Origin of the sequence: Amycolatopsis sp. CA-128772, assembly GCF_002904295.1 — a bacterium.
GTDB lineage: Bacteria > Actinomycetota > Actinomycetes > Mycobacteriales > Pseudonocardiaceae > Amycolatopsis.
In genome coordinates, this window is sequence record NZ_PPHG01000061.1 from 17847 (window position 1) to 42546 (window position 24700).

21 protein-coding genes are annotated in these 24700 nt (G+C 70.3%); 14 read left to right on the plus strand and 7 right to left on the minus strand.

The genetic code is table 11. The features are described from left to right. The first annotated feature begins 324 nt into the window (after window positions 1–324). Window positions 325–2097 carry a discoidin domain-containing protein gene (locus tag C2L59_RS21390; protein WP_103351281.1) on the plus strand — a complete coding sequence of 591 codons (1773 nt, stop codon included), beginning with the start codon at window positions 325–327 and terminating at the stop codon, window positions 2095–2097. Here the strand turns inward: C2L59_RS21390 and C2L59_RS21395 are convergent. After that, window positions 2076–3311 (minus strand): trehalase family glycosidase, encoded by a 1236-nt coding sequence (locus C2L59_RS21395; protein WP_103351282.1) that lies wholly within the window; start codon window positions 3309–3311, stop codon window positions 2076–2078. The two genes, C2L59_RS21390 and C2L59_RS21395, sit on opposite strands and share 22 nt — an antisense overlap. Before the next feature lie 60 nt (window positions 3312–3371). Between C2L59_RS21395 and C2L59_RS21400 the strand changes: the two genes are divergently transcribed. Continuing rightward, window positions 3372–4511, plus strand: a complete 1140-nt coding sequence (locus C2L59_RS21400) for an ROK family transcriptional regulator (RefSeq protein ID WP_103351283.1) — start codon at window positions 3372–3374, stop codon at window positions 4509–4511. A 302-nt stretch (window positions 4512–4813) separates the two neighbouring features. Continuing rightward, the gene (locus C2L59_RS21405; RefSeq protein WP_103351284.1) at window positions 4814–6745 is read left to right on the plus strand and encodes a protease pro-enzyme activation domain-containing protein; all 1932 of its coding nucleotides are present in this window, start codon (window positions 4814–4816) and stop codon (window positions 6743–6745) included. Between the two features lie 63 nt (window positions 6746–6808). On the opposite strand, the gene C2L59_RS21410 is transcribed toward C2L59_RS21405, so the two are convergent. Continuing rightward, a complete protein-coding gene (locus C2L59_RS21410) occupies window positions 6809–8353 on the minus strand; it encodes a sensor histidine kinase (RefSeq protein ID WP_103351285.1) in 1545 nt (514 codons plus the stop codon). A gap of 137 nt (window positions 8354–8490) precedes the next feature. Between C2L59_RS21410 and C2L59_RS21415 the strand changes: the two genes are divergently transcribed. The 3 genes from C2L59_RS21415 to C2L59_RS21425 are packed head-to-tail and all read left to right on the plus strand — an operon-like array spanning window position 8491 to window position 11584. After that, window positions 8491–9864 (plus strand): cytosine permease, encoded by a 1374-nt coding sequence (locus C2L59_RS21415; RefSeq protein ID WP_103351286.1) that lies wholly within the window; start codon window positions 8491–8493, stop codon window positions 9862–9864. A gap of 44 nt (window positions 9865–9908) precedes the next feature. Beyond that, entirely contained in the window at window positions 9909–10580 is a 672-nt protein-coding gene (locus tag C2L59_RS21420; protein ID WP_199199180.1) for an SDR family oxidoreductase, read from the plus strand. After that, window positions 10577–11584 carry an S-adenosylmethionine:tRNA ribosyltransferase-isomerase gene (locus C2L59_RS21425; protein WP_103351288.1) on the plus strand — a complete coding sequence of 336 codons (1008 nt, stop codon included), beginning with the start codon at window positions 10577–10579 and terminating at the stop codon, window positions 11582–11584. The genes C2L59_RS21420 and C2L59_RS21425 overlap by 4 nt, the downstream gene beginning before the upstream one ends. 338 nt (window positions 11585–11922) lie before the next feature. Here the strand turns inward: C2L59_RS21425 and C2L59_RS21430 are convergent, their stop codons facing one another. Beyond that, a complete protein-coding gene (locus C2L59_RS21430) occupies window positions 11923–12315 on the minus strand; it encodes a hypothetical protein (protein WP_103351289.1) in 393 nt (130 codons plus the stop codon). A 207-nt stretch (window positions 12316–12522) separates the two neighbouring features. Between C2L59_RS21430 and C2L59_RS21435 the strand changes: the two genes are divergently transcribed. The 3 genes from C2L59_RS21435 to C2L59_RS21445 all read left to right on the plus strand — a co-directional run bounded on the left by C2L59_RS21435 (window position 12523) and on the right by C2L59_RS21445 (window position 15326). After that, entirely contained in the window at window positions 12523–13581 is a 1059-nt protein-coding gene (locus C2L59_RS21435) for an ABC transporter substrate-binding protein (RefSeq protein WP_103351290.1), read from the plus strand. An 82-nt stretch (window positions 13582–13663) separates the two neighbouring features. Beyond that, window positions 13664–14455, plus strand: a complete 792-nt coding sequence (locus C2L59_RS21440) for an ABC transporter ATP-binding protein (RefSeq protein WP_103351291.1) — start codon at window positions 13664–13666, stop codon at window positions 14453–14455. Continuing rightward, a complete protein-coding gene (locus tag C2L59_RS21445; RefSeq protein ID WP_103351292.1) occupies window positions 14442–15326 on the plus strand; it encodes an ABC transporter permease in 885 nt (294 codons plus the stop codon). Before C2L59_RS21440 ends, C2L59_RS21445 begins: the two co-directional genes overlap by 14 nt. Before the next feature lie 44 nt (window positions 15327–15370). Here the strand turns inward: C2L59_RS21445 and C2L59_RS21450 are convergent, their stop codons facing one another. Further along, on the minus strand, window positions 15371–16885 hold the full coding sequence (locus C2L59_RS21450; protein WP_103351293.1) for a DEAD/DEAH box helicase: 1515 nt from the start codon (window positions 16883–16885) through the stop codon (window positions 15371–15373). A 236-nt stretch (window positions 16886–17121) separates the two neighbouring features. Between C2L59_RS21450 and C2L59_RS21455 the strand changes: the two genes are divergently transcribed. From C2L59_RS21455 to C2L59_RS21470, 4 genes are read left to right on the plus strand one after another with little or no spacing between them, the layout of a single operon-like run. Continuing rightward, entirely contained in the window at window positions 17122–18828 is a 1707-nt protein-coding gene (locus tag C2L59_RS21455) for an acyl-CoA dehydrogenase family protein (protein ID WP_103351294.1), read from the plus strand. Then, on the plus strand, window positions 18828–19274 hold the full coding sequence (locus tag C2L59_RS21460) for a nitroreductase family deazaflavin-dependent oxidoreductase (protein ID WP_199199181.1): 447 nt from the start codon (window positions 18828–18830) through the stop codon (window positions 19272–19274). The genes C2L59_RS21455 and C2L59_RS21460 overlap by 1 nt, the downstream gene beginning before the upstream one ends. Beyond that, window positions 19271–20047 (plus strand): 2-keto-4-pentenoate hydratase, encoded by a 777-nt coding sequence (locus C2L59_RS21465; RefSeq protein WP_103351296.1) that lies wholly within the window; start codon window positions 19271–19273, stop codon window positions 20045–20047. The genes C2L59_RS21460 and C2L59_RS21465 overlap by 4 nt, the downstream gene beginning before the upstream one ends. A 7-nt stretch (window positions 20048–20054) precedes the next feature. Beyond that, window positions 20055–20462 carry a hypothetical protein gene (locus C2L59_RS21470; protein ID WP_233223616.1) on the plus strand — a complete coding sequence of 136 codons (408 nt, stop codon included), beginning with the start codon at window positions 20055–20057 and terminating at the stop codon, window positions 20460–20462. 12 nt (window positions 20463–20474) lie between these two features. Here C2L59_RS21470 and C2L59_RS21475 read toward each other — a convergent pair whose 3' ends face one another. The 3 genes from C2L59_RS21475 to C2L59_RS21485 form a co-directional block, all read right to left on the minus strand. Then, window positions 20475–21353, minus strand: coding sequence for an SAM-dependent methyltransferase (locus tag C2L59_RS21475; RefSeq protein WP_103351298.1), 879 nt, complete (start codon window positions 21351–21353; stop codon window positions 20475–20477). A 67-nt stretch (window positions 21354–21420) separates the two neighbouring features. Next, window positions 21421–22317, minus strand: coding sequence for a helix-turn-helix transcriptional regulator (locus C2L59_RS21480; protein WP_158263098.1), 897 nt, complete (start codon window positions 22315–22317; stop codon window positions 21421–21423). A gap of 103 nt (window positions 22318–22420) precedes the next feature. Further along, on the minus strand, window positions 22421–22642 hold the full coding sequence (locus C2L59_RS21485; RefSeq protein ID WP_103351329.1) for a DUF397 domain-containing protein: 222 nt from the start codon (window positions 22640–22642) through the stop codon (window positions 22421–22423). A gap of 777 nt (window positions 22643–23419) precedes the next feature. Here C2L59_RS21485 and C2L59_RS21490 point away from each other — a divergent pair. Continuing rightward, window positions 23420–24361, plus strand: coding sequence for a hypothetical protein (locus C2L59_RS21490; protein ID WP_103351300.1), 942 nt, complete (start codon window positions 23420–23422; stop codon window positions 24359–24361). Window positions 24362–24700: the final 339 nt, after the last annotated feature.

Consider the following 24700-nt stretch of genomic DNA (forward strand, 5'->3'; position numbering starts at 1 on the left):
CGCGACGCGGTGGAAGGGTGGCCGGGATGCCGATCCGCCGTCCGTCGGCATCCCGACCAGCTCTGGGGGGCGCGGCGTGCTGCCCGTGTCGCCGGAGCGATGGTCTCGAAGCGAAAGCGCTTCCGGGGAAACATCTACTCTCCTTCCGGAGGCTCAGTCAAGAGAGATCGGATCTCTCGCGTCATATATCAGATATTTAACCCGAACGGTCGCAACCATGATGTACCGACCAGCGAAACTCCGCGGAAAGGTCGGATCTAAACCTTGACCGCCCTTGCTGCCAGGAGTACACCACCGGGTGGACCAGACCACTGGAGGTCGTTCATGGCAGACAGGTTCCTCCGCCGGGTGCTCGTCGCGTGCGCGGCGGCGCTGGCGGTGTCCGGGCTCATCGCCGCGCCGGCTTCGGCCGACCTGCAGAAACCCTCCCAGCAGTGGCTGCGCGGCAGTCAAGCGGGACTGTTCCTGCACTGGGGCATGCGCACGTCACCCGGCTACACCAGCTGCAGCGCCTGGGAAAAGGCGATCACCGACGGCGGGTGGAGTCCCGCCTACTGGGTCACCGAGGCGAAGAAACTGCACGCGTCCTACCTCGTGCTCGCGTCCTTCCACAGCCGCCTCGGCTACTCGCGGGCGTGGCCGTCGAAGATCCCGGGCAGTTGCAGCACCAAGCGGGACTTCCTCCGTGAGCTGATCGCCGCGGCGAAACCCCAGGGGCTCAAGGTCATCCTCTACATGACCAACGACGCCCAGTGGCACGACGAGGGCGGCCACGAGTGGCTCGACTCGGCCGGCTACTCGAAGTACAAGGGCAAGTCCGTCGACCTCGACGGCCAGGACGGCTTCGGCCAGTTCAGTTACGACAACTTCTTCGAGGTCATGAAGAACTACCCCGACCTCGGCGGCTTCTGGATCGACAACGACAACGCCTACTGGGAATCGCACGACCTCTACCAGCAGATCCACCAGCAGCGCCCGGACTACCTGCTCAGCAACAACAACGAAGACACGCCGATCATGGACACGATCAGCAACGAGCAGAAGACCGGCATGACCCCGTCCTACGACTACCCGCAGGCGACCTACACCGCGATGCCGCGGCTCACCGAGGCGTGCTTCAAACTGCCCGACACCGGTTCGTGGTGGTACGGCGGCAGCAACTCGGCGGTCGACAAAATGCTCAACATCGGCCGGTTCGTCACCAACTCGGGCTCGTCGATCAAGTCCCTGATGGCCGAGACGGCGATGGTGAACGGCAAGTTCCCGTCGAACCAGGAGGCGTTCAACAACTTCGCGAACAGTTACCTCGGCGCCATTTGGGAGTCCCTCGGCGGCACCGAGGGCGCCGGGTACATGTACGGCGGGATGCAACCGGGCTTCTGGAACGACGGCGCCCACGGCGTCATCACCATCAAGGGCGACGCGCAGTACGTGCACGTCCTGACCAAGCCGTCGGGGAGCACGCTCAAGATCCGCGACAGCGGCTACCGCGTCCGCCGCGTCACGAACCTCCGCACCGGCGCCGCGATTTCGTTCGGCCAGGGCGGTGGCAGCCTGACCCTGACCGGACTGTCCGGCTGGGACACCTACGACACCGTGTTCAAGGTCGAGACCGCGGGCCGCACCGGCACCTACGACCCGAAGACCGTGACACTGAAGGCAAGTGCTTCCGCAAGTGGTCACGGTGGGCAGTCCGCGAGTGACGGCGACTACCTCACCTACTTCGACAACAACAAGACACTTCCGGTCAACCTCGACTACGACCTCGGCTCGGCGAAGAAGGTGCAATACCTCGGGATCAACCAGCGGGAGGACTCGGTCAGCTACGCCCGGTCGGACACCGAGCAGTCGGCGCGAATCAAGGCGTACAAGGTGTTCGTCTCCAGTGACGGCAACAATTGGGGAAGTGCGGTGAAGTCCGGGACACTGCCGAGCCACCGCGGCGTCCAGTTCGTCGACCTGTCCGCGGTGACGGCCCGGTACGTGCGCCTCCAGGTGACGAGCACGTACGCGGCATCGAGCGACAGTTCCCGCTACAAGCGGCTGCGGATCGACGAAACCTGGCTGGGCTCGGACTACGCGACCGCGGCCGGCTGAGCCGACAGGAGGTCCACGGTCAGCGCCGCGGTCCAGCTGAACGACCGGGTGCCGTGCCCAGCGCCGGTCAGCGGGTCGCAGTACTCGGCGAAGCCCGTGCGGGCGGCGATCTCGACGAGGTCGCCGCCCAGAGCCTCGGCCAGGGCGAACTCGCCGTGGTGCAGCAGTCCCCGCCGGACCAGCCAGCCGACGTTGGCCCACGACGGCCCGCGCCAGTAACGGCCCGGGTCGAAGCTCGGTGACGTCAGGTCGTGGCTCGGGACGCCGTGCACCCGGCCGAGCCGGAACCGCGGACCGGTCGCGGTGGCCAGCAGGGCCGGCGCGACCGCGAGGCCGGGCAGCACCAGCGGCAGCAGGCCCGCGCAGGTGTACTCGCGGGTCAGCGTGCCGGTGCGGACGTCACGGGTGAAGAAGAAATCGTGGTTCCACAGCGTTTCCTGCAACGCCTTCTCGACACGCGCGGCGGCTTCGCGGTGCGCGTCCGAGGGCAGGCCGAGCTCGTCCGCGATGCCGGCCAGCGCCAGTTCGGCGTCGGCCAGCAGGGCGTTGAACCCGGGGTCTTCCACGACGAAGTCCCCGAAGTCCCGGTAGCCGCTGTCCCGGTAATCGGCGGCGAGCCGGACGTACCGGCCGTAGTCGTCGTCGCCCGGCCGGTCGCCGGCCTCGCCGTGGGCCAGGTCGCGGCGGACGAACCCGGTGGCGGGTGTGACGCGCGAGAGCGGGCCGTCCCACGCCGGGCTGTTGTCCATTCCGGACTCCCACGGGTGCACGATCGCCACCAGCCCGCGCCCGCCCGCGTCGCGGCGCGTCCGCAGGTACTCGTGCCAGGCCACCAGTTTCGGGTACAGCTCGGCGAGGAACCCGTGGTCCGGCTCGGCCTCGTGGACCGCCAACACGGCCCGCGCGTGCACCGGCGGCTGGACCAGCCCCGACGTCCGCCCGGCCCGCCAGAACGACGGCCCCGGGAAGTACGCCTCGGGCGGGGTGTCCGGGTCGAACACGATGTGCGGGACGCGGCCGTCGCGCCACTGGGCGGAGAACAGTGTCCGCAACTCACCGCGGGCGCGCTCGGGGGCCAGGTGGCGCAGGCCGAAGGCGATGAAGGCGGAGTCCCAGCTCCACTGGTGCGGGTACAGCCCGCGCGAGGGCACGGTGGACGAGCCGAGCCAGTTGCCCGCCAGGACAGTGGCGGCGCGCCCCCGTGTTACGTTCATATGTCCAATCTATCTCCAACTTGTGTCTTGTCAATGGACAAAAGTCCGAAGGGGGCCGGGATGACCAGCGCCGGAGAGCTGTTGCGGCTGGTCCGGACGGGTGAGGCCAACACGCGGAAGGCCCTCCGGGAACGCAGCGGGCTGTCGCGCTCGACACTGACCGCGCGCCTGGAGCAGCTCCAGACGGCGGGCCTGCTCGCCGAAGGTGTTCAGGAGGACTCCACCGGCGGACGTCCGGCGCGGCAGCTGCGGTTCGACGACCGCCACGCCGTCGTCCTCGCCGCGAGCATCGACACGATGCACGGCGAAGCCGCGGTGACCGACCTCTCGGGCCGCGTGCTGGACCGCCGCGCCGGCGCGCTGCGGGTCGCCGACGGCCCGGAACCGGTGCTCGGCCGGATCGCGGAGTGGTTCGACGCGATGCTGGCCGGGGCCGGACGGCCGGTCTGCGGTGTCGGCGTTTCCGTGCCGGGCCCGGTCGAACCCGGCCGCGGCCGGGTCACCCGGCCACCGATCATGCCCGGCTGGGACGGCTACCCGATCGACACGCACCTCGGCGCGCGGTTCAGTGCCCCGGTACTGGTCGACAACGACGCGAACCTGATGGCCCTGGGCGAGCACCGCGCGCGCTACCCGGACTCGGCCGCCCTCGTCGTCGTCAAGGTGTCGACCGGGATCGGCGCCGGCCTGGTGCTCGGCGGCGAGGTGTACCGCGGCATCGACGGCGGTGCCGGCGACATCGGGCACATCCGGCTGCCGGAGCACCCGGACGCGCGCTGCCTGTGCGGGTCGCACGGCTGCCTCGCGGCCGTCGCGGGCGGCGGCGCGCTGGCCGCGCGGCTGACGGAACTGGGCCTGCCGACGGTGTCGGGCTCCGGCGTGCGCGACCGGATCACCGCGGGCGAGCCGGCCGCGATCCGGCTCGCCGAGGTCGCCGGCCGCCAGGTCGGGGAGGTGCTCGCGACACTGGTGTGCGTGGTCAACCCGGGCGTGGTGGTGATCGCCGGCGACCTGGCCGAACCGCACTTCGTGGCCAGTGTCCGGGAAGTGCTCTACCGCCGGGCGCTGCCCCGGGCGACGCAGAACCTGCGGGTGGAGATCGGCGGCCGCGGCGAAGGGCTCGCGGGCGCGGTGGCCATGGTCGTCGACGCGGTGTTCGCCCCCGCCGAGGTGGACCGGCGGCTGGCCGCACGCGCGTGACGGCCGAAGTACCGACACGCCCGGACTGTCCCGAGTGGACAGAGCAACCGACTTTAGTAGGTGGCGCACGCCGTGTCCGCGTGGTCCGTGATACCCCGGCGAACCGGACCAACCGCGCATAAAACCGCATTCCTCGCATTTTCTCGGCGACAAATCGGATTTCCGTACCACCGTCAACAGCACGCGAATTCCCGTCCAGATAACGGTTCCGCAGGCACTTCCCGCGAGCGGAACACCGATCTAGTCTCAGCCGGTGTTCCAAGGCCCGTTTCTGGGGGCCGCTTTCGAAGAGGGAGATTTCTGTGCGAAGAAGCTCCACCCTGCTCCTTTCGCTCGCGGTGGTGGGTGGCCTGACCGGCGCCCTGCCGGCGACGGCGTCCGCGCAGGGGCGTCAGGACATTCCGCAGTCGCACCCGTTGTGGGCGAACGCGCAGGCGAAGGTCGCCGACCAGGCGCCCGCCGCGAAGCTGAGCTTCCGGGTCTACCTGAACCAGCGCGACAACGCCGGCGCCGAGGCGCTGGCCCAGGCCGTCTCCGACCCGGACAGCGCCACCTACCGGCAGTACCTCAGCCCCGACCAGGTGCGCGACCGCTTCGCCGCCAGTGACGCGACCGTCAACGCCGTCAAGTCGTGGCTGACCGGGAACGGCTTCAGCATCGGCGAGGTGCCGTCGAACCGCGCCTACGTCGAGGCCACCGGCACCGCCGCCCAGACCGAGAACGCGTTCGCGGTCGACCTCGGCAAGTACCGGGTCAAGGGCCAGACGCTGCGCGCCGCCGACAAGAACCTGTCGGTGCCGGCGAACCTGGCCGGCGACGTCCTCGGCGTCGTCGGCGTCGACCAGGCGACCAACCTGTTCAAGCCGGACCACGCCACCGGTTCCGGGACGCCGTCCGACGTCCCGCCCGGCCCCGGCTTCCGCAACGCCCGGCCGTGCAGCGCCTACTACGGCGAGAAGATCGACACCACCGATCCGGCCTACAACGGCAAGCAGCTGCCGTACGCCCCCTGCGGCTACACCCCGGCGCAGCTGCGGTCGGCCTACGGCATCGACAAGGTCGGCGCGGACGGCAAGGGCACCACGATCGCCATCGTCGACGCGTTCGCCTCGCCGACCATCTACTCCGACGCGAGCACGTACGCGAAGAAGAACGACCCGCAGCACCCGCTGAAGCCGAGCCAGTTCAAGCAGCACGTCTTCCCGGCGAACCCGGTCCTCGAGCCGCCGGACCAGTGCGACGCGGCGGGCTGGTACGGCGAGGAAACCCTCGACGTCGAGGCCGCCCACGGTCTCGCGCCGGGCGCCGACATCCTGTACGTCGGCGGCGAGTCGTGCGAGGACAACGCCCTCGACGTGGCGCTGAACTACGTCATCGCCGGCCACAAGGCCGACATCGTGTCGAACTCCTACGGCGACACCGGCGAGGACATCCCGGCCGACGAGGTCAAGGTGTTCAACCAGATCTCGCTGCAGGCGGTGCTCGAGGGCATCGGCGTCTACTTCTCCTCGGGTGACAACGGCGACGAGGTCGCGCGCCTCGGCACGCCGTCGCCGGACTTCTCCGCCTCGGCGCCGTGGATCACCGCGGTCGGCGGCACGTCCATCGCCATCGGCAAGGACGGCAAGAAGATCTTCGAGACCGGCTGGGAGACCAGCAAGTCGACGCTGACCAACGGGGTCTACGGCCCGGCCAACTACACCAGCGGTTCCGGTGGCGGCACGAGCCGGCTGTTCGCGCAGCCCTTCTACCAGAAGGGTGTCGTGCCGGACGCGCTGGCGAAGAAGAACCAGACCGGCAACTCCAAGGGCCGCGTCGTCCCGGACATCTCCGCGGTCGGCGACCCGAACACCGGCTTCCTGGTCGGCCAGACGCAGACCTTCCCGGACGGCGCCTACTACGACCAGTACCGGATCGGCGGCACGAGCCTCGCGTCGCCGGTGTTCGCCGGCATCATGGCGGTGGCCGACAGCTTCGACCACTTCCACCACGGCTTCATCAACCCCGTGATCTACAAGCTGACCTCCCGGACCCCGGCGATCAGCGACGTGAAGCACGTGGACGCCGCGGTAGCCCGCGTGGACTACGCGAACTCGGTCGACGCCTCGGACGGTCTGCTTCACTCGGTGCGGACCCTCGACTACCAGGGCCTGACCATCCACACCACCCCGGGCTACGACGACGTGACCGGCCTCGGCACCCCGAACGGGTTGCTGTTCCTGTTGCTCGTCTAGTTCCTGTTCTGTTCCTGTTCCGTGAGGGGCACTTTCCTGGCTTCGAAGCCGGGAAGGTGCCCCTCACGGCTTTTCGGAGTCCAGGGGGATGACCGCGGTCACCGTGGTGCCGCCCGGGGCGCTGGTGACGGAAAGGTCGCCGCCGAGGGCCTGCACGCGGTCCCGCAGCCCGGCCAGCCCGGAACCGCCTTCGACGTCGGCGCCGCCGACACCCACGTCCGTCACCTCGACCCGCAGCCCGGCGCCCGTCACCGCGATCCGGACGTCGGCGCGCTCGGTCCGCGCGTGCTTCAGGGCGTTGGTCAGCGCCTCCGACGTCACGAAGTACGCCGTCGCCTCCACCGCCGCGTCGAGGCGGGGGACCGCGCCGGCCGCCAGCGCCACCTCCATCGGGATCCGGTCGGCCAGCGACCGGACCGCCGCGAGCAGCCCCGCTTCGGTGAGGATCGCCGGGCGGATGCCGCGGGCCAGCTCCCGCAGCTCGGTGATCGCCGTCTGCAGCTCGTCGACCGCGCCGGCCAGCAGGACCCGCAGCTCCGGCGGCAGCTCGGCGCCGGACCGGCGGCCGGCCATCCGCAGCAGCAGCACGACGCTGACCAGCCGCTGCTGGGCGCCGTCGTGCAGGTCGCGCTCCAGGCGGCGGCGCTCGTCGTCGCCGGCCGCGACCAGCCGCGCCCGGGACGCGCGCACCTCGGCCAGCCGCTGCTCCAGCTCCGCGGTGAGCCGCTGGTTGTCCAGCACCAGCCCGGCGGCCGCGTTGAGCGCGTCGATCGACCGGCTGTCCTTCCACACCTCGTCGTCCTGCACGAGCGCGGCCAGGCCGGTGCCGTCGCGTTCCAGCAGCAACCGGATCATCTCGGCGTTGCCGACGCGGGCGCGCATCACCCCGGCCAGGAACGCCAGCGGCCACAGGCAGAACAGGATCCGGTACGCCTGCAGCAGCGGCGCGGACAGCGGGTGGGCGTCGCCCAGGGCCGTGCCCGCGCCCGACGTCAGCGCGCCGGCCAGGGCGATCACCACCACCGGCGACAGCAGGCGCCGCTGCGGCAGCCGCCCGGTCAGCCACCGGTAGAGCAGCACGACGATCACGCCCGCGCTGATCGCCGTCGCGCCGAGGTCCAGGGCGCGGTCGGCGAACGCGCCGCGGCCCGGCCAGAGCGCCAGCAGGTCGCGCGGGTCGTCGTCGACGAGCAGCCCGACCACGCCCGAGCCGAGCACGACCAGGTAGGCCGCGGCCACCAGCAGCCGCTCCCAGCGCGAGCGGAGCCGGCCGTGCGGGAAGGCGAGCACCAGGTGCGCGATCACCGGGCTGGACGCCGCGCGCAGCGGCACGGCGACCGTGTAGAGCACCGCGTTGCCGGTGAACTGCAGGTCCTCGAGGAAGAGGGCGACCCCGGCGAGGGTGATGAGCACCCCGATCGGGTTGGCCGGGCGCCGCACGTGCGCGACCGCGCCCGCGAGCAGGAACAGGAACCCGGTCGTGGTGCTGAGCGCGGTGTCGAGCGCGGAGTGGGAGCCTTCGCCGGCTTTCAGCGTCAACGCGACCACGCCGAGCGCGCACCCGGCGGCCAGCAGGCCGGTCATGGCCGGCGTCCGCAGGTGCTGCACTTCGCGACCCCCCTCCCGATGGGTCTTGGCCGGCAGGTGGTGCGGTCCGGTAACGGCTAACCGTGATTCGTCCGTTCGGGCCGTCGCGTTACACCACGCGGCTGCGCTTTAGGGTGATCGGCGACAGGAGGCACGACATGAGCGGACACGGCCTGGACGCCGAGGTCTTCGGCGGGCGGATGCCCACCGGCGGCGGGGACCTGGCGATCGAAACCCACGGCATCGCGCCGGTGCCGGCGGACAACCGGTTCGGCCGCCCGTGGCGGCTGTTCAGCGTCTGGTTCGCGCCGAACCTGACGATGACGGCGGTGTTCACCGGCACCCTCGCGGCGTCGCTCGGTCTCGGGTTCTGGACCGGCCTGGCCGCGATGCTCGCCGGCACCGTGCTCGGGTCGCTGCCGGTGGCGTACCTGTCCACCTGGGGTCCGCGCACCGGCACCGGCCAGCTGCCGCTCGCCCGGCTGCCCTTCGGCCGCGGCGTCGTCCTGCCCGGCCTGGTGCAGTGGCTCGGCTCGATCGCCTGGGACGCGCTGGTCGGCCTGTTCGGCGGCGAGGCCCTCGCCGAGCTGACCGGGCTCCCGTTCTGGGCGGCGGTGCTGATCGTGCTCGTGCTTCAGTGCGCGCTCGGCGTGTTCGGCTACGCCCTGATCCACCGTGTGCAGGCGGTGATGAGCGTGCTGCTGGTGCTCGCGTTCGCCGCGCTCACCGTGAAGGTCCTCGCCGGGCACCCGATCGCCACCGCCGACACCGCTTCGGGCGCCGACCTCGCGGGCGGCGTCGTCCTCTTCACGACCGTGACGCTGTCGCTGGCGATCTCGTGGGCGCCCTACGCCTCGGACTTCAGCCGGTACCTGCCCGCTTCGACGTCGTCCCGCAGTGTCTTCCTGGCCACGCTGCTCGGCCTCGTCGTGTCGTACGCGATCGGCGAGGGGCTCGGGCTCGCGCTGGGGTCGTCGCTCGGCGACCAGACGGCGAAGGGCGTCGCCGAGCTGCTCGGCGGCGGGTTCCTCGGTGCGCTGGCGCTGGCCGTGATCGCGCTGGCGGCGGTGTCGTCGAACGCGATGAACGACTACAGCGGTTCGCTCGCCCTGCAGACGGTCGGCGTCCGGCTCCGGCGCCCGGTGTCGGCGGTGATCGTCACGGTGCTCGCGTTCGCGCTGATCCTCTGGATGCACAGCGGCGAGCTGTCGGCGAAGTTCCAGAACGTGCTGCTGTTCGTGAGCTACTGGATCCCGCCGTTCCTCGGGGTCGTCGTCCCGGACTGGCTCGCGCGCACCCGCGGCGGCGGTCGCGTGGACGTCCTGGCCGCGGTTTCCGTGCGCCCGTGGGCGGCGGTGGTGGCCTTCCTCGCCGGTTTCGGCGCGGCGGTGCCGTTCATGAACACGACCCTCTACACAGGACCGGTCGCGACCGCGCTGCACGGCGCGGACCTCGCGTACTACGTCGGCCTGGTCGTTTCGCTGGCAGCGTACTTCGTGCTGCGCGGCCGGCCTACCGTTGACCTCAAGTAATGTAGAGGTTTCACGATGGTGTGGTACCCCTCGAAGGAGGCACCATGCCCACCGCACTCGTCACCGGCGCGTCCGCCGGGCTGGGCCGCGCGCTCGCGGCCGCCCTGGCCGGTCGCCAGTGGACGGTCATCGGCACCGGCCGTGACGCGGCCGCCCTGGATTCGGCGGCGCGCGAGGCCGGCTTCACGGCCATCGCCGGCGACGTCACCGACCCGGCCCACCGAGCCGCCCTCGCCGACGCCTGTCCCGCACTCGACCTGCTCGTCAACAACGCCAGTTCACTCGGGGTCAGCCCGCTGCCGCCCCTTGCCCGTTATCCCTTGGCGGAGCTGGAAGACGTCTACCGCGTCAACGTCTTCGCGCCACTGGCGTTGACGCAACTGTTGCTGCCGGCGTTGACGGCGGCCCGGGGCGTCCTGATCGACATCAGTTCCGACGCCGCAATCGAAGCGTACGAAGGCTGGGGCGGCTACGGCTCCGCGAAGGCCGCGCTCGACCAGGTGACCGCCGTCCTCGGCGCGGAACACCCAGCCCTGTCCGTGTACGCGGTCGACCCGGGCGACCTGCGCACGGCCATGCACCAGCGGGCGTTCCCGGGCGAGGACATCTCGGACCGGCCGCTGCCGGAGACGGCCGTCCCGGCGTTCCTGCGGCTGCTCGACGAGCGCCCGCCGAGCGGCCGTTACCGCGCTGCCGACCTCGTGGTGCCGGCATGAACGTCCGGTTCGACCTGCCGCCGGACCTTTCGGCGTCGGCACCCCCGGAGGCCCGCGGCCTGGCCCGCGACGGCGTCCGCCTGCTGGTCGCGTCGCCGTCGGGCGTTCACCACACGGTGTTCTCGTCGTTGGGCGAGCACCTGCGGCCCGGGGACCTGCTGGTCGTCAACACGTCCGGCACGCTCCCGGCCGCCGTCGACGCCCGCCGAGCCGGGCGGCCGGTGGTGGTCCACTTTTCGACGTCGCTCGACGACGGTTCCTGGGTCGTCGAGCTGCGCGCCCCCGGCGGCCCGCTCCTCGACGGCCGCCCGGGGGAGCGGCTGGACCTGCCCGGCGGCGCGTCCCTGACGTTGCTGGCACCGGTGGTCCCGGGCGCGGCACGGCTGTGGCGGGCGGAGGTGCCGGCCGAGCTGACCCGGTTCCTGGCGGCGGCCGGCCGGCCGATCCGCTACGGGTATGTCCCGCGGGCGTGGCCGCTGTCGGACTACCAGACGGTGTTCGCCCGCGAGCCGGGCAGCGCGGAAATGCCTTCGGCGGCGCGGCCGTTCACGCCGGAACTGGTGACCGGCCTGGTGACGCAGTGGGTGTTGTTCGCCCCGCTGCTGTTGCACACGGGGGTGTCCTCCCCGGAAGCGGGCGAGCCACCCCAGGCCGAGCGGTTCCGCGTCCCGGCGACGACGGCGGCCCTGGCCACGTGGGTCCGCAGCCGCGGCGGCCGGGTGATCGCGGTGGGCACGACGGCCGCCCGCGCGCTGGAGTCGGCAGCGTCGGACGGTGCGGTCCACGCGGCCGAAGGCTGGACGGAGCTGGTGCTCGGCCCGGACCGGCCGGCAACTGCGGTGGACGGCATCGTCACCGGCCTGCACGCCCCGGACGCGTCACACTTGTTGCTGCTGGAGGCGGTCGCCGGGGCGAGCGTGGTCCAGCGGGCGTACGACGCGGCAGTGGAGCAGCGATACCTCTGGCACGAGTTCGGCGACGTGTCCCTACTGCTGCGCAACTGAACGGCAACTAAAGCGCAACTGAACCGCCAGTGGGCCCGCTCCACCCACCGCAACTGGACCGCAACTGAACCGCCAGTGAATCGCAACTGAGCGGCAACTGACCCGCCAGTGGACCGCAGTTACCGCCGGCGGGCCGCAACTGACTTGCAACTGAAGCGCCATTGGCCGCCAGTGGACCGCAACTGAGCCGCAACTGCCGCCAGCGGGCCGCAACTAAGCTGCAACTGGAGCGCCATTGGCTGCCAGCGGGCGCAACTAAGCGGCAACTGGTCCGCCACTGGGCCGCCCGTGATCCGCAACTGGCGGCCAATGGCGAGCAACTGAAGCGCAACTGAACGCTACTGACCCACCTCGGCGCGGCGGCGCGACCGGAGCAGCCCGGAGACCGTCACCACGGCCACCCCGAGCCCGACGCCACTGACGATCGACGCCACCAGGCTCGCCGTCCCGGTGGCCAGGCCGAACGCCCCGGCCAGGTACACCGGGATGGAGATCGCCACCGGCAACCAGTTGCGCAGCGTGAACGCGCGGTCCGACGCCACCCACAGCACCAGCGTCACCGCCGCCGCCGTGACGACCGGGATCGCCCACACCACCAAGCTCGTCACGGGGTCCATGCCCAGTGACCTGAGCCACTCGAACGACGCCTGGCCCAGCCCGACGAACAGCAAGACCAGCGCCACCCGGACGCCGGTGGCCCCGTGGCCCCGTCGGTGTGCGGTGCTCGTCATGACTTCCTCCCGAATCCGTGGTCACTCCTACCACGTCCGGGTAACGCGAGTGGTTGCCCGCGCCGGCGACTTTCTCACCGGCCGTAAGCCTCAGGGCCGTCGATGTCAAGAAATCTCACGAGGTGTCCCGGGATGCGGATGGCTATGCGCCTGAGTGGGTGACCGTGCGAACCTCGCCCCCACATCGACCCGAAAGGCGACGCTGACGTGCGCACCCACCACAGAACCCGCATCCTGGCCTCGGCGCTGGCCGCCCTGACCGCCGTGGGCGTGCTCGTCGGCTGTTCGCGGGCGGACAGCAGCACCGCGCCGGCCGCCAACCAGGGCGCCGCCGGCGAGGTCCGCGTCGGGTTCTTCCCGAACGTCACGCACGCCCCCGCGCTGATCGGCGTCAAGAAGGACTTCTTCAAGACCGAGCTCGGCTCGACCAAGCTCACCACCCAGACCTTCAACGCCGGCCCCGAAGAGGTCAACGCCCTGCTCGGCGGCTCCCTCGACGTCGCCTTCCTCGGCTCCGGCCCGGCGATCAACGCCTTCACCAAGTCCAAGGGCGCCATCCAGCTGGTCTCCGGCGCCGTCTCGGGCGGCGCGCAACTGGTCGTCAAGCCGGACATCACCAGTGTCGACCAACTCAAGGGCAAGAACATCGCCACTCCGCAGCTGGCCAACACCCAGGACGTCGCCCTCAAGAAGTTCCTCGCCGGCAAGCAACTGACCGGCCAGGTCAAGATCACCAACCTCGACAACCCGAAGACGCTCGACGCGTTCAAGAAGGGCGAGGTCGACGGCGGCTGGCTGCCCGAGCCGTGGGCGTCCCGGCTGGTCCTCGACGCCGGCGCGAAGGTACTGGTCGACGAGAAGGCACTGTGGCCCGGCGGCCGGTTCCCGACCACTGTCGTCATTGTGCGCAGCGAGTTCCTGCAGCAGCACCCGGACACCGTCCGCGCGATCCTCAAGGGCGAGCTGGCCGCCATCGACTGGGCCAAGGCGAACCCGGCGGACGCGAAGACCGTGGTCAACGGCGCGCTCAAGGAGCTGGCCGGCAGTACCCTGAGCGCAGCGGTCCTGGACCGCGCCTTCTCCGGCATCGAGCTGACCACCGACCCCATCGCCGCCGAATTCCCGCAGCTCGCGCAGGACTCGGTGACGGCCGGCGTGGTGAAGTCGGCCGTGGCGCTGAAGGGCTTCGCCGACTTCGGTCCGCTCAACGAGGTGCTGAAGGCCAAGAACCTGCCCGCCGTCGACGCTCCCGAACTGACCAAGTGAAACCGGGGTTCCACCCCGGGCCGGGGGCTCCGCCACCCGGAATTGCCGAGAAAAAGAGAGTGATCCGGAGAGGCAGCCAGCGATGACCACGACCCTCCCGACCGGCCGCACCAATTTCACCGGCGCGACCGCGGTGCGTCTCGACGGCGTGCGCAAGGTGTTCGGCACGGCCGGCCGCGCGGTCGTCGCGCTCGACGGCGTCGACCTGACCGTCGCGCCCGGCGAGTTCGTCTGCCTGCTCGGCGCGTCCGGCTGCGGCAAGAGCACGCTGCTGAACCTGGTCGCCGGCCTGGACGCGCCGTCGGCGGGCGAGATCACGCTGAACACCTCCCGGCCCGCGGTGATGTTCCAGGAAGCCGCGCTGATGCCGTGGCTGACCGCGGCCCGCAACGTCGAGCTGCCGCTGCGGCTGGCCGGCTTCGGCCGGACCGAGCGCCGCGAAAAGGCCGCCGAGCTGCTGGAGCTGGTCCGGCTGAACGGCGCGGGCGGCAAGCGCCCGCACGAGCTGTCCGGCGGCATGCGGCAGCGCGTCGCGCTGGCCCGCGCCCTGGCCGCGACCCTGCGCGTCGGTGGCGACCCGGAGCAGTCACTGCTGCTGATGGACGAGCCGTTCGCCGCGCTCGACGCCATCACCCGCGACGTCCTGCAGGGCGAGCTGCTGCGCGTCTACCGCAGCACGGGCACGTCGGTGCTGTTCGTGACGCACGACGTGCGCGAAGCCGTCCGGCTGGGCCAGCGCGTGGTGCTGCTGTCGTCGCGGCCGGGCCGGGTCGTGCGCGAGTGGACGGACGTGCCGCTGGCCGACGCCGAAGAGCTGACCGAGGAAATCACCGGGCACCTGCGTGAGGTGATCAGCACCCATGCCGCAGCTTGACCGGTCCGCCGAGCCCGACCTCGACGCGGTCGGCGCCGGACTGGACTCGCTCGACGCCCCGGTCGGCGAGCGCCGCCCGGGGTTCTGGAAGCGGTTCGCCTGGGGATTCCTGCCCCCGCTGGGCGCGCTGGTCCTCCTGGTCGTGATCTGGCAGGTCCTCTGGGCGGCTGCGTTCTGGCCGGAGTCGCAGCTCCCGGCCCCGGCGGCGGTGTGGAACGAGTTCTGGAGCATCGTCGTCGACGGCCAGGTGTTCGGCTTCGTCTGGACGTCGGTGCACCGAGCGGCGCTCGGCTTCCTCGCCGGTGTGCTCATCGGCACTCCGCTCGGCCTGGTGGTGGCCAAGGTCCGCGTAGTGCGCGCGGCGATCGGGCCGTTGCTGACGGGCCTGCAGAGCCTCCCGTCGGTCGCCTGGGTCCCGGCGGCGATCCTCTGGTTCGGCATCAACGACGCGGCGATCTACTTCGTGGTCCTGCTGGGTTCGGTCCCGTCGATCGCGAACGGTCTCGTCTCGGGCATCGACCAGATCCCGCCGATCCTGCCCCGAGTGGGTCAGGTGATGGGCGCGAACCGCCTGTCGTCGGCCCGCCACATCCTGCTGCCGGCGGCCTTGCCGGGGTTCCTGGCGGGGCTCAAGCAGGGCTGGGCGTTCTCGTGGCGGTCGCTGATGGCGGCGGAGCTGATCGCGCTGTCCCCGCAGCTGGGCATCGGCCTTGGCGCGTACCTGAACCAGGGCTCATCGTTCAACAGCATGGAGACGGTGATCGCGGCGATCTTCCTGATCCTGCTGGTCGGCGTGGGGATCGAACTGCTGGTGTTCCGTCCGTTGGAGCGCGCGGTGCTGCGAGCCCGGGGGCTCACCTCGTCGCTGTGAGACTCGCTCGGCAGCCGACGGGAAGTCGGCTGCCGAGCCCGAACTCATCGCGGCCGGCGCGCTCCGGCCCGGCTACCGGACGAAAACGCCGCCGCCCCACCGGACGACCCGGTGCGCCGCTCACCAGCGGCTCCGCCGGCCCGGCCGTGGCCCTTCGCCGCTCCGCCGGCGGCCGTACCTCGACGGCCACCACCGGATGCCCGGCGACCGGACTCCGGCTTCGCCGTCCGGTTCGGCTCTTCGCGCCGCGCCTGACCGTTGGCCCGGGAACGCTGACCGCCCCGGTTCTCCTTCGGCGCCGCAGCGCCACCACGGCGGCCGCGGCCGCCGCTACCCGGGGCCGCGCCCGTCGCCGACACCTTCTTCGGGCGGTTGTCCACCGCCGGGGCCTTCGAGAACGTGCGCTCGCCCGGGGCCAGCTCCGCCAGCAGCGGGTGACCCGGGCCGAGCTGGGTCGTCGTCGGCTTGATGCCCGCCTTGCGCGCCAGGTCACGCACGTCGCGGACCTGTGCGTCCGTCATCAGTGTCACAACAGTGCCCGACGCCCCGGCGCGGGCTGTGCGGCCCGACCGGTGCAGGTACGCCTTGTGCTCCACCGGCGGGTCCGCGTGGATGACCAGCCGGACGTCGTCGACGTGGATGCCCCGCGCCGCGATGTCGGTTGCCACCAGTGTGCGGGCAGTTCCCGAGGAAAACGCCTCGAGGTTGCGCGTGCGGGCGTTCTGGCCCAAGTTGCCGTGCAGTTCCACCGCGGGAACGCCCGAGGCCACCAACTTGCGCGTCAGTGCCTTCGCCCGGCTCTTGGTCCGGGTGAACACCAGCGTGCGGCCCGGCGCGGCCGTCAGGTCGACCAGCACCGGCAGCCGGTGGGTCTCCTCCAGGTGCAGGACGTGGTGCTCCATCGTCGACACCGGCGACTGCGCGGAGTCGACGCTGTGCGTGATCGGGTCGTTCATGAAGCGCTTGACCAGCACGTCGACGCCGTTGTCCAGGGTCGCGGAGAACAGCATCCGCTGCCCGCGGGACGGCGTCGCGTCCATGATCCGCCGGACCTCCGGCAGGAAGCCGAGGTCGGCCATGTGGTCGGCCTCGTCCAGGACGGTGATCTCGATGGCGTCGAGCTTCACGTGCCCGGAGCGCATGTGGTCGGCGAGCCGGCCGGGGCAGGCGACGACGATGTCGACGCCGTCACGCAGCCGCGTGATCTGCGGGTTCGCGCTGACACCACCGAAGATCGTCGTCACGCGAAGGCCAAGCGGCTTCGCCAGCGGCAGGATCGACGCCTCGATCTGCGTCGCGAGCTCGCGCGTCGGCGCCAGGATCAGCGCGCGGGGACGGCCCGGCTTGCGCCGCGTCGGGCCGGCCGCGAGGCGGGCCAGCACGGGCAGCACGAAGCCGTACGTCTTGCCGGAGCCGGTGCGGCCGCGCCCCAGCACGTCACGTCCGGCGAGGGTGTGCGGCAGGGTCGCCGCCTGGATGGGGAACGGCTCGGTGACGCCCTGACCGGCCAGTGCGGCCACGAGGGGAGTCGGCAAGCCAAGTTCGGCGAAAGTACTCATAAGTGCATGCGGGCACGTGAAATGCCCTGGTCTCCGTAACCTGAGAAGGGTTGTCCTGCCCGGCGCAGACCGGTCAACGGCCGCGGCGCGTGGTAGTCGACAACAGCAGCGGGCCGAGGCAGAACTGAGCGGCCCGCATGATCAGTATAGCGGGAGAGGGTGACGTACTCCCAGTGAGATTGCCCGCACTCGGCGGACCTTGCTAAGTTACCGGTCGGTAATCGAGGAGGACCACCATGCTGCTGAACCCGCGCGAGTACGACCCGGCGCACTTCGACGCCGAGACGCGGCGCCTGCTGCGCGCCACCATCGACTGGTTCGAACAGCGCGGCAAGGCGAAACTGACCGAGGACTACCACAACCGCACCTTCTACGCGGACTTCATCGAGTTCGCGGGCAAGGAGGGGCTGTTCTCGACGATCCTGACCCCGGCCGCGAACGCCGGCGGGAACCCGGACAAGCGCTGGGACACCAGCCGTGTCGCCGCGCTGTCGGAAATCCTCGGCTTCTACGGGCTCAACTACTGGTACCCGTGGCAGGTCACGATCCTCGGCCTCGGCCCGGTGTGGCAGAGCGGCAACGACGTCGCCCGCCGGCGCGCCGCGGACGCGCTGGACGCCGGCGGCGTCGGCGCGTTCGGACTGTCCGAAAAGGACCACGGCGCCGACATCTACTCCTCCGACATGGTGCTGACGAAGGACGGCAACGGCTACCGCGCCACCGGCTCGAAGTACTACATCGGCAACGGCAACTGTGCGCGCACTGTCTCGGTCTTCGGACGCATCGACGGCGTCGAAGGCCCCGACCAGTACGTCTTCTTCTACGCCGACTCCGAACACCCGAACTACCACGTGGTGAAGAACGTCGTGCCGTCGCAGATGTACGTCGCCGAGTTCCGGCTCGAGGACTACCCGGTGCAGGCCGAAGACATCCTGCACGTCGGCGCCGAGGCGTTCAGTGCCGCGCTGAACACGGTCAACATCGGCAAGTTCAACCTCTGCTTCGGCGGCATCGGCATGGCGACGCACTCGCTGTACGAGGCCATCACGCACGCGCACAACCGCGTCCTCTACGGCAAGCCCGTCACCGACTTCCCGCACGTCCGGCGCGAGTTCGTCGAGGCGTACGCGCGGCTGACCGGGATGAAACTGTTCTCCGATCGTGCGATCGACTACTTCCGCAGCGCGAACCCGGACGACCGCCGCTACCTGCTCTTCAACCCGATCACCAAGATGAAGGTGACGACGGAGGCGCAGAAGGTGATCGGCCTGGTCGCCGACGTCGTGGCGGCCAAGGGCTTCGAAGCCGACACTTATCTGGCAATGTCGAAGAACGACATCGACGGCCTGCCGAAACTGGAAGGGACAGTGGCCGTCAACTTGGCCCTGATCGCCAAGTTCATGCCGAACTACCTGTTCGCGCCGCAGGAGTACGCGCCGGTGCCGACCCGCACCGACGCCGCGGACGACGAGTTCCTGTTCCGCCAGGGCCCGGCGCGCGGGCTGTCGAAGGTCCGGTTCCACGACTGGAAGACCGCCTACGCCGAGGCTGCGCGCATCCCGAACGTCGCGCTCTTCACCGAACAGGCCGGCTACCTGGTCAAGCTGCTCACCGAGGCGGCGCCGGACGAGGCCCAGCAGGCCGACCTCGACTTCGGGCTCGCGCTGACCGAGCTGTTCACGCTGATCGTCTACGGCCAGCTGATCCTGGAGCAGGCCCGCATCACCGGACTGGCCGACGAGGTCGTCGACCAGATCTTCGCGGTGCTGGTCCAGGACTTCAGCGCCGCCGCGGTGGACCTCAACGGCAAGGCGAGCTCGACCGAAGCCCAGCAGGCGATCGCGCTGGCCGCGCTGCGCAAGCCGGTGGTGGACGCCGGCCGCTTCGAGAACGTCTGGGCGCGGGTGCGGGACCTCTCCGGGGTCTACGCTATGCACCCGTGATGGCGCGGAAGTACCGGCTGGGCGTGGCCCGCAAGACCGTCAACGTGCTCGTGAAGGCGTTGCTGGCGCGCGGGATCCCGGCCGCGGGCGGCACCGGGTTCCTGCTGACGACCCGGGGCCGCAAGAGCGGCGCGGACCGGACCACGCCGGTCAACGTCATCGAGGTGGACGGCGACCGCTGGCTCGTGTCGCCGTACGGGCAGGTCGGCTGGGTGCACAACCTGCGCGCCGACGCCACCGCCCGGCTGTGGCGCGGCCGGCGGCGCGAGACGTGGGAGGTCGAGGCGGCCGACGCCGCCACGGCGGGCCCGGTGCTGCGCGCGTACGTCCGCAAGCTCCCGGTCACGGCGCCGTTCTTCGACGCCAAGCCGGGCGACCCGGCCGAGGCGTTCGCCGCGGAAGCCGATCGACACCCGGTCTTCCGGTTGGCAAGATCGCGGGCGTGAACCGAGCGCGGGCGGCGGAACTGATCTGGGACGCGTGGCTGACCGGCAAGCGGCTGGACGGCCTTCCGGACGACGTCCGCCCGCGCGACCTCGCCGAGGGCATGGCGGTGCAGGCGGCGCTCGCCGAGCTGGCCGGGCCGGTGTCGGGCTGGAAGATCGCCGCGACCACCGTGTACGCCCGGCAGTACCTCGACGTCCCCGGACCGCTGCCGGGCGCGATGTTCGAGCGGTTCCACCACGCCGAGGGCGATCCGGTGCCGGCCGACACGATGACGATGGGCGTCGCCGAACCGGAGTTCGCCTTCCGGCTCAAGGCCGACCCGGGCCCGTCGCCGTCCCTGACCGCGGTGCTCGACGCGGTCGACACGATGTTCCTGGCCATCGAGTTGCCGGACAGTCGCTACACGGACCACCGGCACGCGGGCGGCCCGCAACTGCTGGCCGACGTGGCGTGCGCGGGCCGGTTCGTCGAAGGCCGGCCGGTGCCGGGCTGGCGCGACCTCGACCTGCCGCGCCGGCCGGTGGTCCTGCACGTCGACGGCGAGGAGTTCGCCCGGGGCAGCGGCAGCCTGGTCCTGGGCGACCCGCGGCTGGCCCTGCACTGGCTGGCGATGGAACTGCCCCGCCACGGCCGCGCACTGCGCCCGGGCGACATCGTGACGACGGGAACGGCGACGCCACCGTGCCCGATCCACGCCGGGGGCCACGTGGTCGCGGACTTCGGCGCGCTCGGAAGCGTGGAGGTGAGGTTCGTGCCGCCCCCGCTAGGGTGACCGGGTGATGACGTTCCGTGCTGGTTTCGTCGTGCTGGCGGTGGTCGTGACGGGACTCGACGCGGGCTTCTGGTGGTTCACCCGCGGCCACCACCAGACGGCGCGCGTCGGCTTCCTCGTCGGTTTCGTGCTGCTGCTGGCCGTGCTGACGGCGGCCGCGGGGCTGGTGCGCTGGGAGATCGCGGCGCCACTGGCGGCGGCATCGACGTCGGGGCTGTTCGTGGTCGGCGCGGCGGCGATCTTCAGTGCCGGCTTGGGTTTCCTGCTGGCGGCTGTAGTGGAGGCGGCCCTGGTCCGCCGGCTGGTCCGGGCCGCGTCGCCGGCCGGCTGGCGCGACGGCACGGGCGTGGTCAGCGCGGCCGCGGCGGTGGTGCCGGTCGCGCTTTTCGTGGCCGCGTTCCTCGTCCTGCGTTGACGCGGCGGCCGGTCACTCCTTCCGGGCCGCGCCGGCCAGGACGATGGACTGCTTGACGTCGTCCAGCTGCGGCCGTTCGTCGGTGACCGTCGCCTCGTCGGGGTGCCACTCCGGCGTCCACACGAGGCCGGGGTCGACGATCCGGAAGTTGCCGAACAGTTCCCGGATCTCCCGCGCCGTCCGCCAGATGACCGGGCTGCCCGACTCGTCGTACATCGTCTTGATGCGGGTCAGCATGGCAGCGAAGTCGGCCGGGATGCCTTCGTCGGTGACGTGGGAGATGCCGAGGTAGGAGCCGCGGGGGAGCAGTTCCCGATAAGTTTCGACCAGTTGCGGGCCGAGGTCCTCGGACGGGGGACTGCCGGGCGACGGCAGTTGCTGGATGTGCAGGACGGCGATCATCAGCAGCCCGACGGGCTGGTCCAGGTCGATCACGCCGGTCTCGGCGATCTTTTCCCACAGGCCCGCAGGATCGCGCAGGTCGGCGTGGATGGCCGTGTGCCGGTTTTCGTCGCCGTACTGCCGCAGCAGGCTCCGGGAGTGCGCGACGGCCACCGGTTCGTGGTCGACGTAGGCGACCCGCACTTCCCCGGGCGCGACCTGCTCGGCGACTTCGTGGGCGTGGCCCATGGTCGGCACCCCGGACCCGAGGTCGACGAACTGCCGGATGCCCTGTTTGGTGAGGTACCGGACGAGCCGGTGCAGGAACAGCCGGTTCGACCGGGCGATCGGGCGCAGGATCGGAAAATCGTCCAGCAGTTTGTCTGCGAATTGCCGATCTATTTCCCAGTTGGCGTCACCACCGAGGAAATAGTCGTAGATCCGGGCAATGCTCGGCCGGCTCAGATCCACACCGGCCGGCGGGAACGGTTCGCGCCCCGTGGTGGTCATTGTGCGCTCCCCGATAGCGTTGCGGCTGGAACATTCTATTGGGCGGCTTCGCCGGTCACAGGCGGCATCAGGGTGACCTCCGGTGCCGATCGAGGGCTTTTTCCAGAACAGCGCGTGTCTGCTCGGAAGTGTAGGCGGACCGGTGCAGGCGGTCCCAGTGGTCGTAGAGGCGGCCGAGGTCGAGGCCGTCCGGATCGGTCGTGATCAGGGTGCCCAGGAGGTCGCTGTAGCCGAGCGTGGGTTCCGGCTCCGAGAATTCCATGATCGTGAAATCCGGGTCGACGTGCAGCCGGTTCGCGAAGGGCACCACGCGGATGTCGATGTTGGGATTCCGCTTCACCAGGTCGAGCAGGTGTTTCAGTTGGTCGATCGCCACGTATTCGTTGACGGTCACGCACTGCACGACCCGTTCGACCGCACTTTCGCTGATGAGGAATTCGTAGCGGCAGCCGGGATTTTCCGTGAAAGCCCGGATCGTGCGCGCCGCGCGGCCGGTGACCGCGTCGGCGATGTCGTCGACGTCGTGCTCGAGGAACTGCGCGATCATGTAGCTTTCGGCTTGCAGGAGCCCCTTGAGGCGCTCGCCGGTCCAGCTCCGGATCCGGGTCGCGGACGGCTCGCACGCCAGAATCCGGCGGAACCACCGCGCACCGGACTCGGTCAGGTCGTGGTTCCGCTTCTCCCGCCCGCGTTCGTTGACCCCGTTCAGGCGCCGGAGTTCGGCCAGTTCCCCTTCAGTTGCGTCGAGTCCCGGCAGGATTTTGTGCAGGACACCGGAACTGAGCCGGTAACCCTTCTCCAGGCGGCTGATCATGGTCTGGTGGTAGCAGACCTTCTCGGCCAGCTGTTCCTGGGTCAGCCCGGCTCGTCTGCGCAGGGTGCGCACTTTGAGCCCGAGCTGCAGGCGCAGCTCAGTGTCGTCCGGTGAGGAGTCGTCCGGTGAGGAGGAGGGCGGCCGCGCCACGTCAGGTCGTCCAATCGGGAGGCTGGAGCCCCGATCATAGTAGCCGTCGGGGCGGAACTCCCACGCTCAGTTGACCGGGCGACCGCCCATCAGCTGTCCGGGTTCACCGCGGCGTGTGCAGTCCTCGCGTGAAGGTGTCCCACTCGGATGCGGAAAACACGAGGACGGGGCTGTCGGCCAGTTTGGAGTCCCTGATCGCGACCAGGCCGGGCCGCTCGAGGTTGATCTCGACGCAATCGCCCTTGTCGGGGCCGCACAGCGGGCTTCGCTCCCAGGTGTCCGCGCTGTACGCACCCGCGACGGTCATCGGGTCGTAGCTGTTCATCTCCATGGCTCCCCCTTGCGTTGCTGTGTCAAGTGCCTTGCTGACGTTCGGAATATCCGGCTTATTCAGCCTTAGATCTTGAATATTCCATTGGCAAGGGTGCGGCCGCGGACGTCGTCACATGGGGTGAGTTTTTCACTCGATCAGCGCCGGACCAGTGCACGTGCGCATGCGGGTGCTCCCGCGTGGCTACCCTGGTTCGTCCGGTGTCGGCGAGACTTTGTCTGGTGTGCCCGTTACTGTCATCCTGTTGGCGGACGGCCGTCCAGAAGGCGTGGACACCACGCCAAGCCGTCCCGCAACGCCTGCATATTCCGGCCGAAATCTGGAATATTGCCCAGCGGTCGAGCCGGCGGACGTCGGCGCAATTCCCGCTAGGCCGTTGGGCTGAGCGTCTGAGCCCAAAGGTGGTACGGACGGTGAATTGCGACCGCCGAGTTGCGCGGGCAACTGTCGCGAAAGTGTGACACCTTACATCATCTGGGTGAACAGTCAGCGCCACAAATCTTCGCCCGGCAGTCGGCCGGGGACCGGCCCGTCCTCGCGGCAGGACGGCTAGCTTGGGTTTCCGAGCAGAAATCCGTTTCCCGTCCCTTGGAGTGCAGACATGCGACCCACCGTTCCCCCGCCGGCCGCCGGGCAGCGAACCCGCGCGCCGAAGCCGGGGAAGCGTGAGCCGGCCGGGACGACCTGCCCGAACCCGAACGAAAGCCGAGGTGCCGCACCACGAGCGCTCCGCCGCCGGGTGCCGACGCACCGGAACTTCAGGAGAACATGATGAGCATCCGCAAGCAGCGGCGAGGTCCGCGGACCAGAGGACGCACGGCACTCGGCCGGCTCCCTTCGACCGACGCCTTCGACACCGAGAGCAAGAAGTCGCCCCTGACGCTCGACGAGCGCAAGCTGGTGCTGTTCCTGCTCGTCGCCCTGGCTGACGACCGGGGCAGCCTCGCCCAGACGCGCCAGTGTCTCATCGAGGCCTTCGGCAGCCGGGAAAGACATTGGTGCGCGGGCAAGACCGAGGACGCCCTCCTGCACCTGCTGGCCAAGTCCATCGGCCAGGGTGCAACCGGGCCGCCGCCGTGGGACCGGATCGTCGACATGGTGAACGTCGCGGTACCGCGCACCCGCCGTGTCGTGGTGCTGGGCCAGGCTGCGGCGCTCTTCGCGCGAAGCGTCGGCTGGGACCGGCCGGCCGAAGGCTACGACGGGCCGTTTTCGGTGCCGGATTGGATCGACGAACCGGTCGTCACCATCGAGATGATCACCGCCGGCTGGGTAACGGAGGTGGCAGAGCCCACCCGGGACGCACGGCAGGCCGAACCCGGGCCGGTGGTTCCCGCACCGCGTGAGCCACCGGTGCCGGAGGGCTCGACCGAAGGCCGGTCGCCCCGCAGCGCTGTCCGATGGGTGGCGGCTTGCGCGCCGGGCAACCCGATCGACGACCCGGCTGCCCTCCGGAAGGTCATGCTGGCCATTGCGGGAGCGGCCCGCCGCCTCGACGAGGAGGTCGAAACCCTGAGGAGGTCGTTGAATTCGCACCAGATCGCGAACTGGAAGCTGCGCTCGGAGAACCAGCGCCAGCGAAGCCTGCTGGAGCAGCTCCTGCGCGAGAAGTACCCCGGAGCATCCACCGACACGATCCGTCAGCTGATCACCGAGCAGTTGCGCTCGATCACCGCAGCCAGCCCACCGGAAACCCGCCCGTTGCACGGCTGACCCGCCGACCTGGAGGCAACTGAACGACAACCCATCGGTCACTGAACGGCCCACTGATCGGCCAGTGAGGTGCGGGCACTGATGGGGCACTGAACGGCCACTGATACGAAGCCACTGAACGGTCACTGGCCGGGCACTGATGCGAAGGCACTGAACGGTCACTGGTCGCGCACTGATCGGCAAGTGAACGGGCACTAACGTGCGGCCGGCAGTTGGATCAGTGTCCGTTCACTTGCTTTCCAGTTTCCGATTAGTGCCCGACCAGTTGAAGAACAGTGTCCGGTCAGTTCCATGATTCGGATGCGGAAGAAACTGAATGGATACATACGCGCCACTGGT

Excerpts from the sequence above, each read along its gene's own strand:
- C2L59_RS21390 (WP_103351281.1), top strand. The coding sequence starts at position 325 with ATGGCAGACAGGTTCCTCCGCCGGGTGCTCGTCGCGTGCGCGGCGGCG.
- C2L59_RS21395 (WP_103351282.1), bottom strand. The coding sequence starts at position 3,311 with ATGAACGTAACACGGGGGCGCGCCGCCACTGTCCTGGCGGGCAACTGG.
- C2L59_RS21400 (WP_103351283.1), top strand. The coding sequence starts at position 3,372 with ATGACCAGCGCCGGAGAGCTGTTGCGGCTGGTCCGGACGGGTGAGGCC.
- C2L59_RS21415 (WP_103351286.1), top strand. The coding sequence starts at position 8,491 with ATGAGCGGACACGGCCTGGACGCCGAGGTCTTCGGCGGGCGGATGCCC.
- C2L59_RS21420 (WP_199199180.1), top strand. The coding sequence starts at position 9,909 with ATGCCCACCGCACTCGTCACCGGCGCGTCCGCCGGGCTGGGCCGCGCG.
- C2L59_RS21425 (WP_103351288.1), top strand. The coding sequence starts at position 10,577 with ATGAACGTCCGGTTCGACCTGCCGCCGGACCTTTCGGCGTCGGCACCC.
- C2L59_RS21430 (WP_103351289.1), bottom strand. The coding sequence starts at position 12,315 with ATGACGAGCACCGCACACCGACGGGGCCACGGGGCCACCGGCGTCCGG.
- C2L59_RS21440 (WP_103351291.1), top strand. The coding sequence starts at position 13,664 with ATGACCACGACCCTCCCGACCGGCCGCACCAATTTCACCGGCGCGACC.
- C2L59_RS21445 (WP_103351292.1), top strand. The coding sequence starts at position 14,442 with ATGCCGCAGCTTGACCGGTCCGCCGAGCCCGACCTCGACGCGGTCGGC.
- C2L59_RS21450 (WP_103351293.1), bottom strand. The coding sequence starts at position 16,885 with ATGAGTACTTTCGCCGAACTTGGCTTGCCGACTCCCCTCGTGGCCGCA.
- C2L59_RS21455 (WP_103351294.1), top strand. The coding sequence starts at position 17,122 with ATGCTGCTGAACCCGCGCGAGTACGACCCGGCGCACTTCGACGCCGAG.
- C2L59_RS21460 (WP_199199181.1), top strand. The coding sequence starts at position 18,828 with ATGGCGCGGAAGTACCGGCTGGGCGTGGCCCGCAAGACCGTCAACGTG.
- C2L59_RS21470 (WP_233223616.1), top strand. The coding sequence starts at position 20,055 with ATGACGTTCCGTGCTGGTTTCGTCGTGCTGGCGGTGGTCGTGACGGGA.
- C2L59_RS21475 (WP_103351298.1), bottom strand. The coding sequence starts at position 21,353 with ATGACCACCACGGGGCGCGAACCGTTCCCGCCGGCCGGTGTGGATCTG.
- C2L59_RS21485 (WP_103351329.1), bottom strand. The coding sequence starts at position 22,642 with ATGAACAGCTACGACCCGATGACCGTCGCGGGTGCGTACAGCGCGGAC.
- C2L59_RS21490 (WP_103351300.1), top strand. The coding sequence starts at position 23,420 with ATGAGCATCCGCAAGCAGCGGCGAGGTCCGCGGACCAGAGGACGCACG.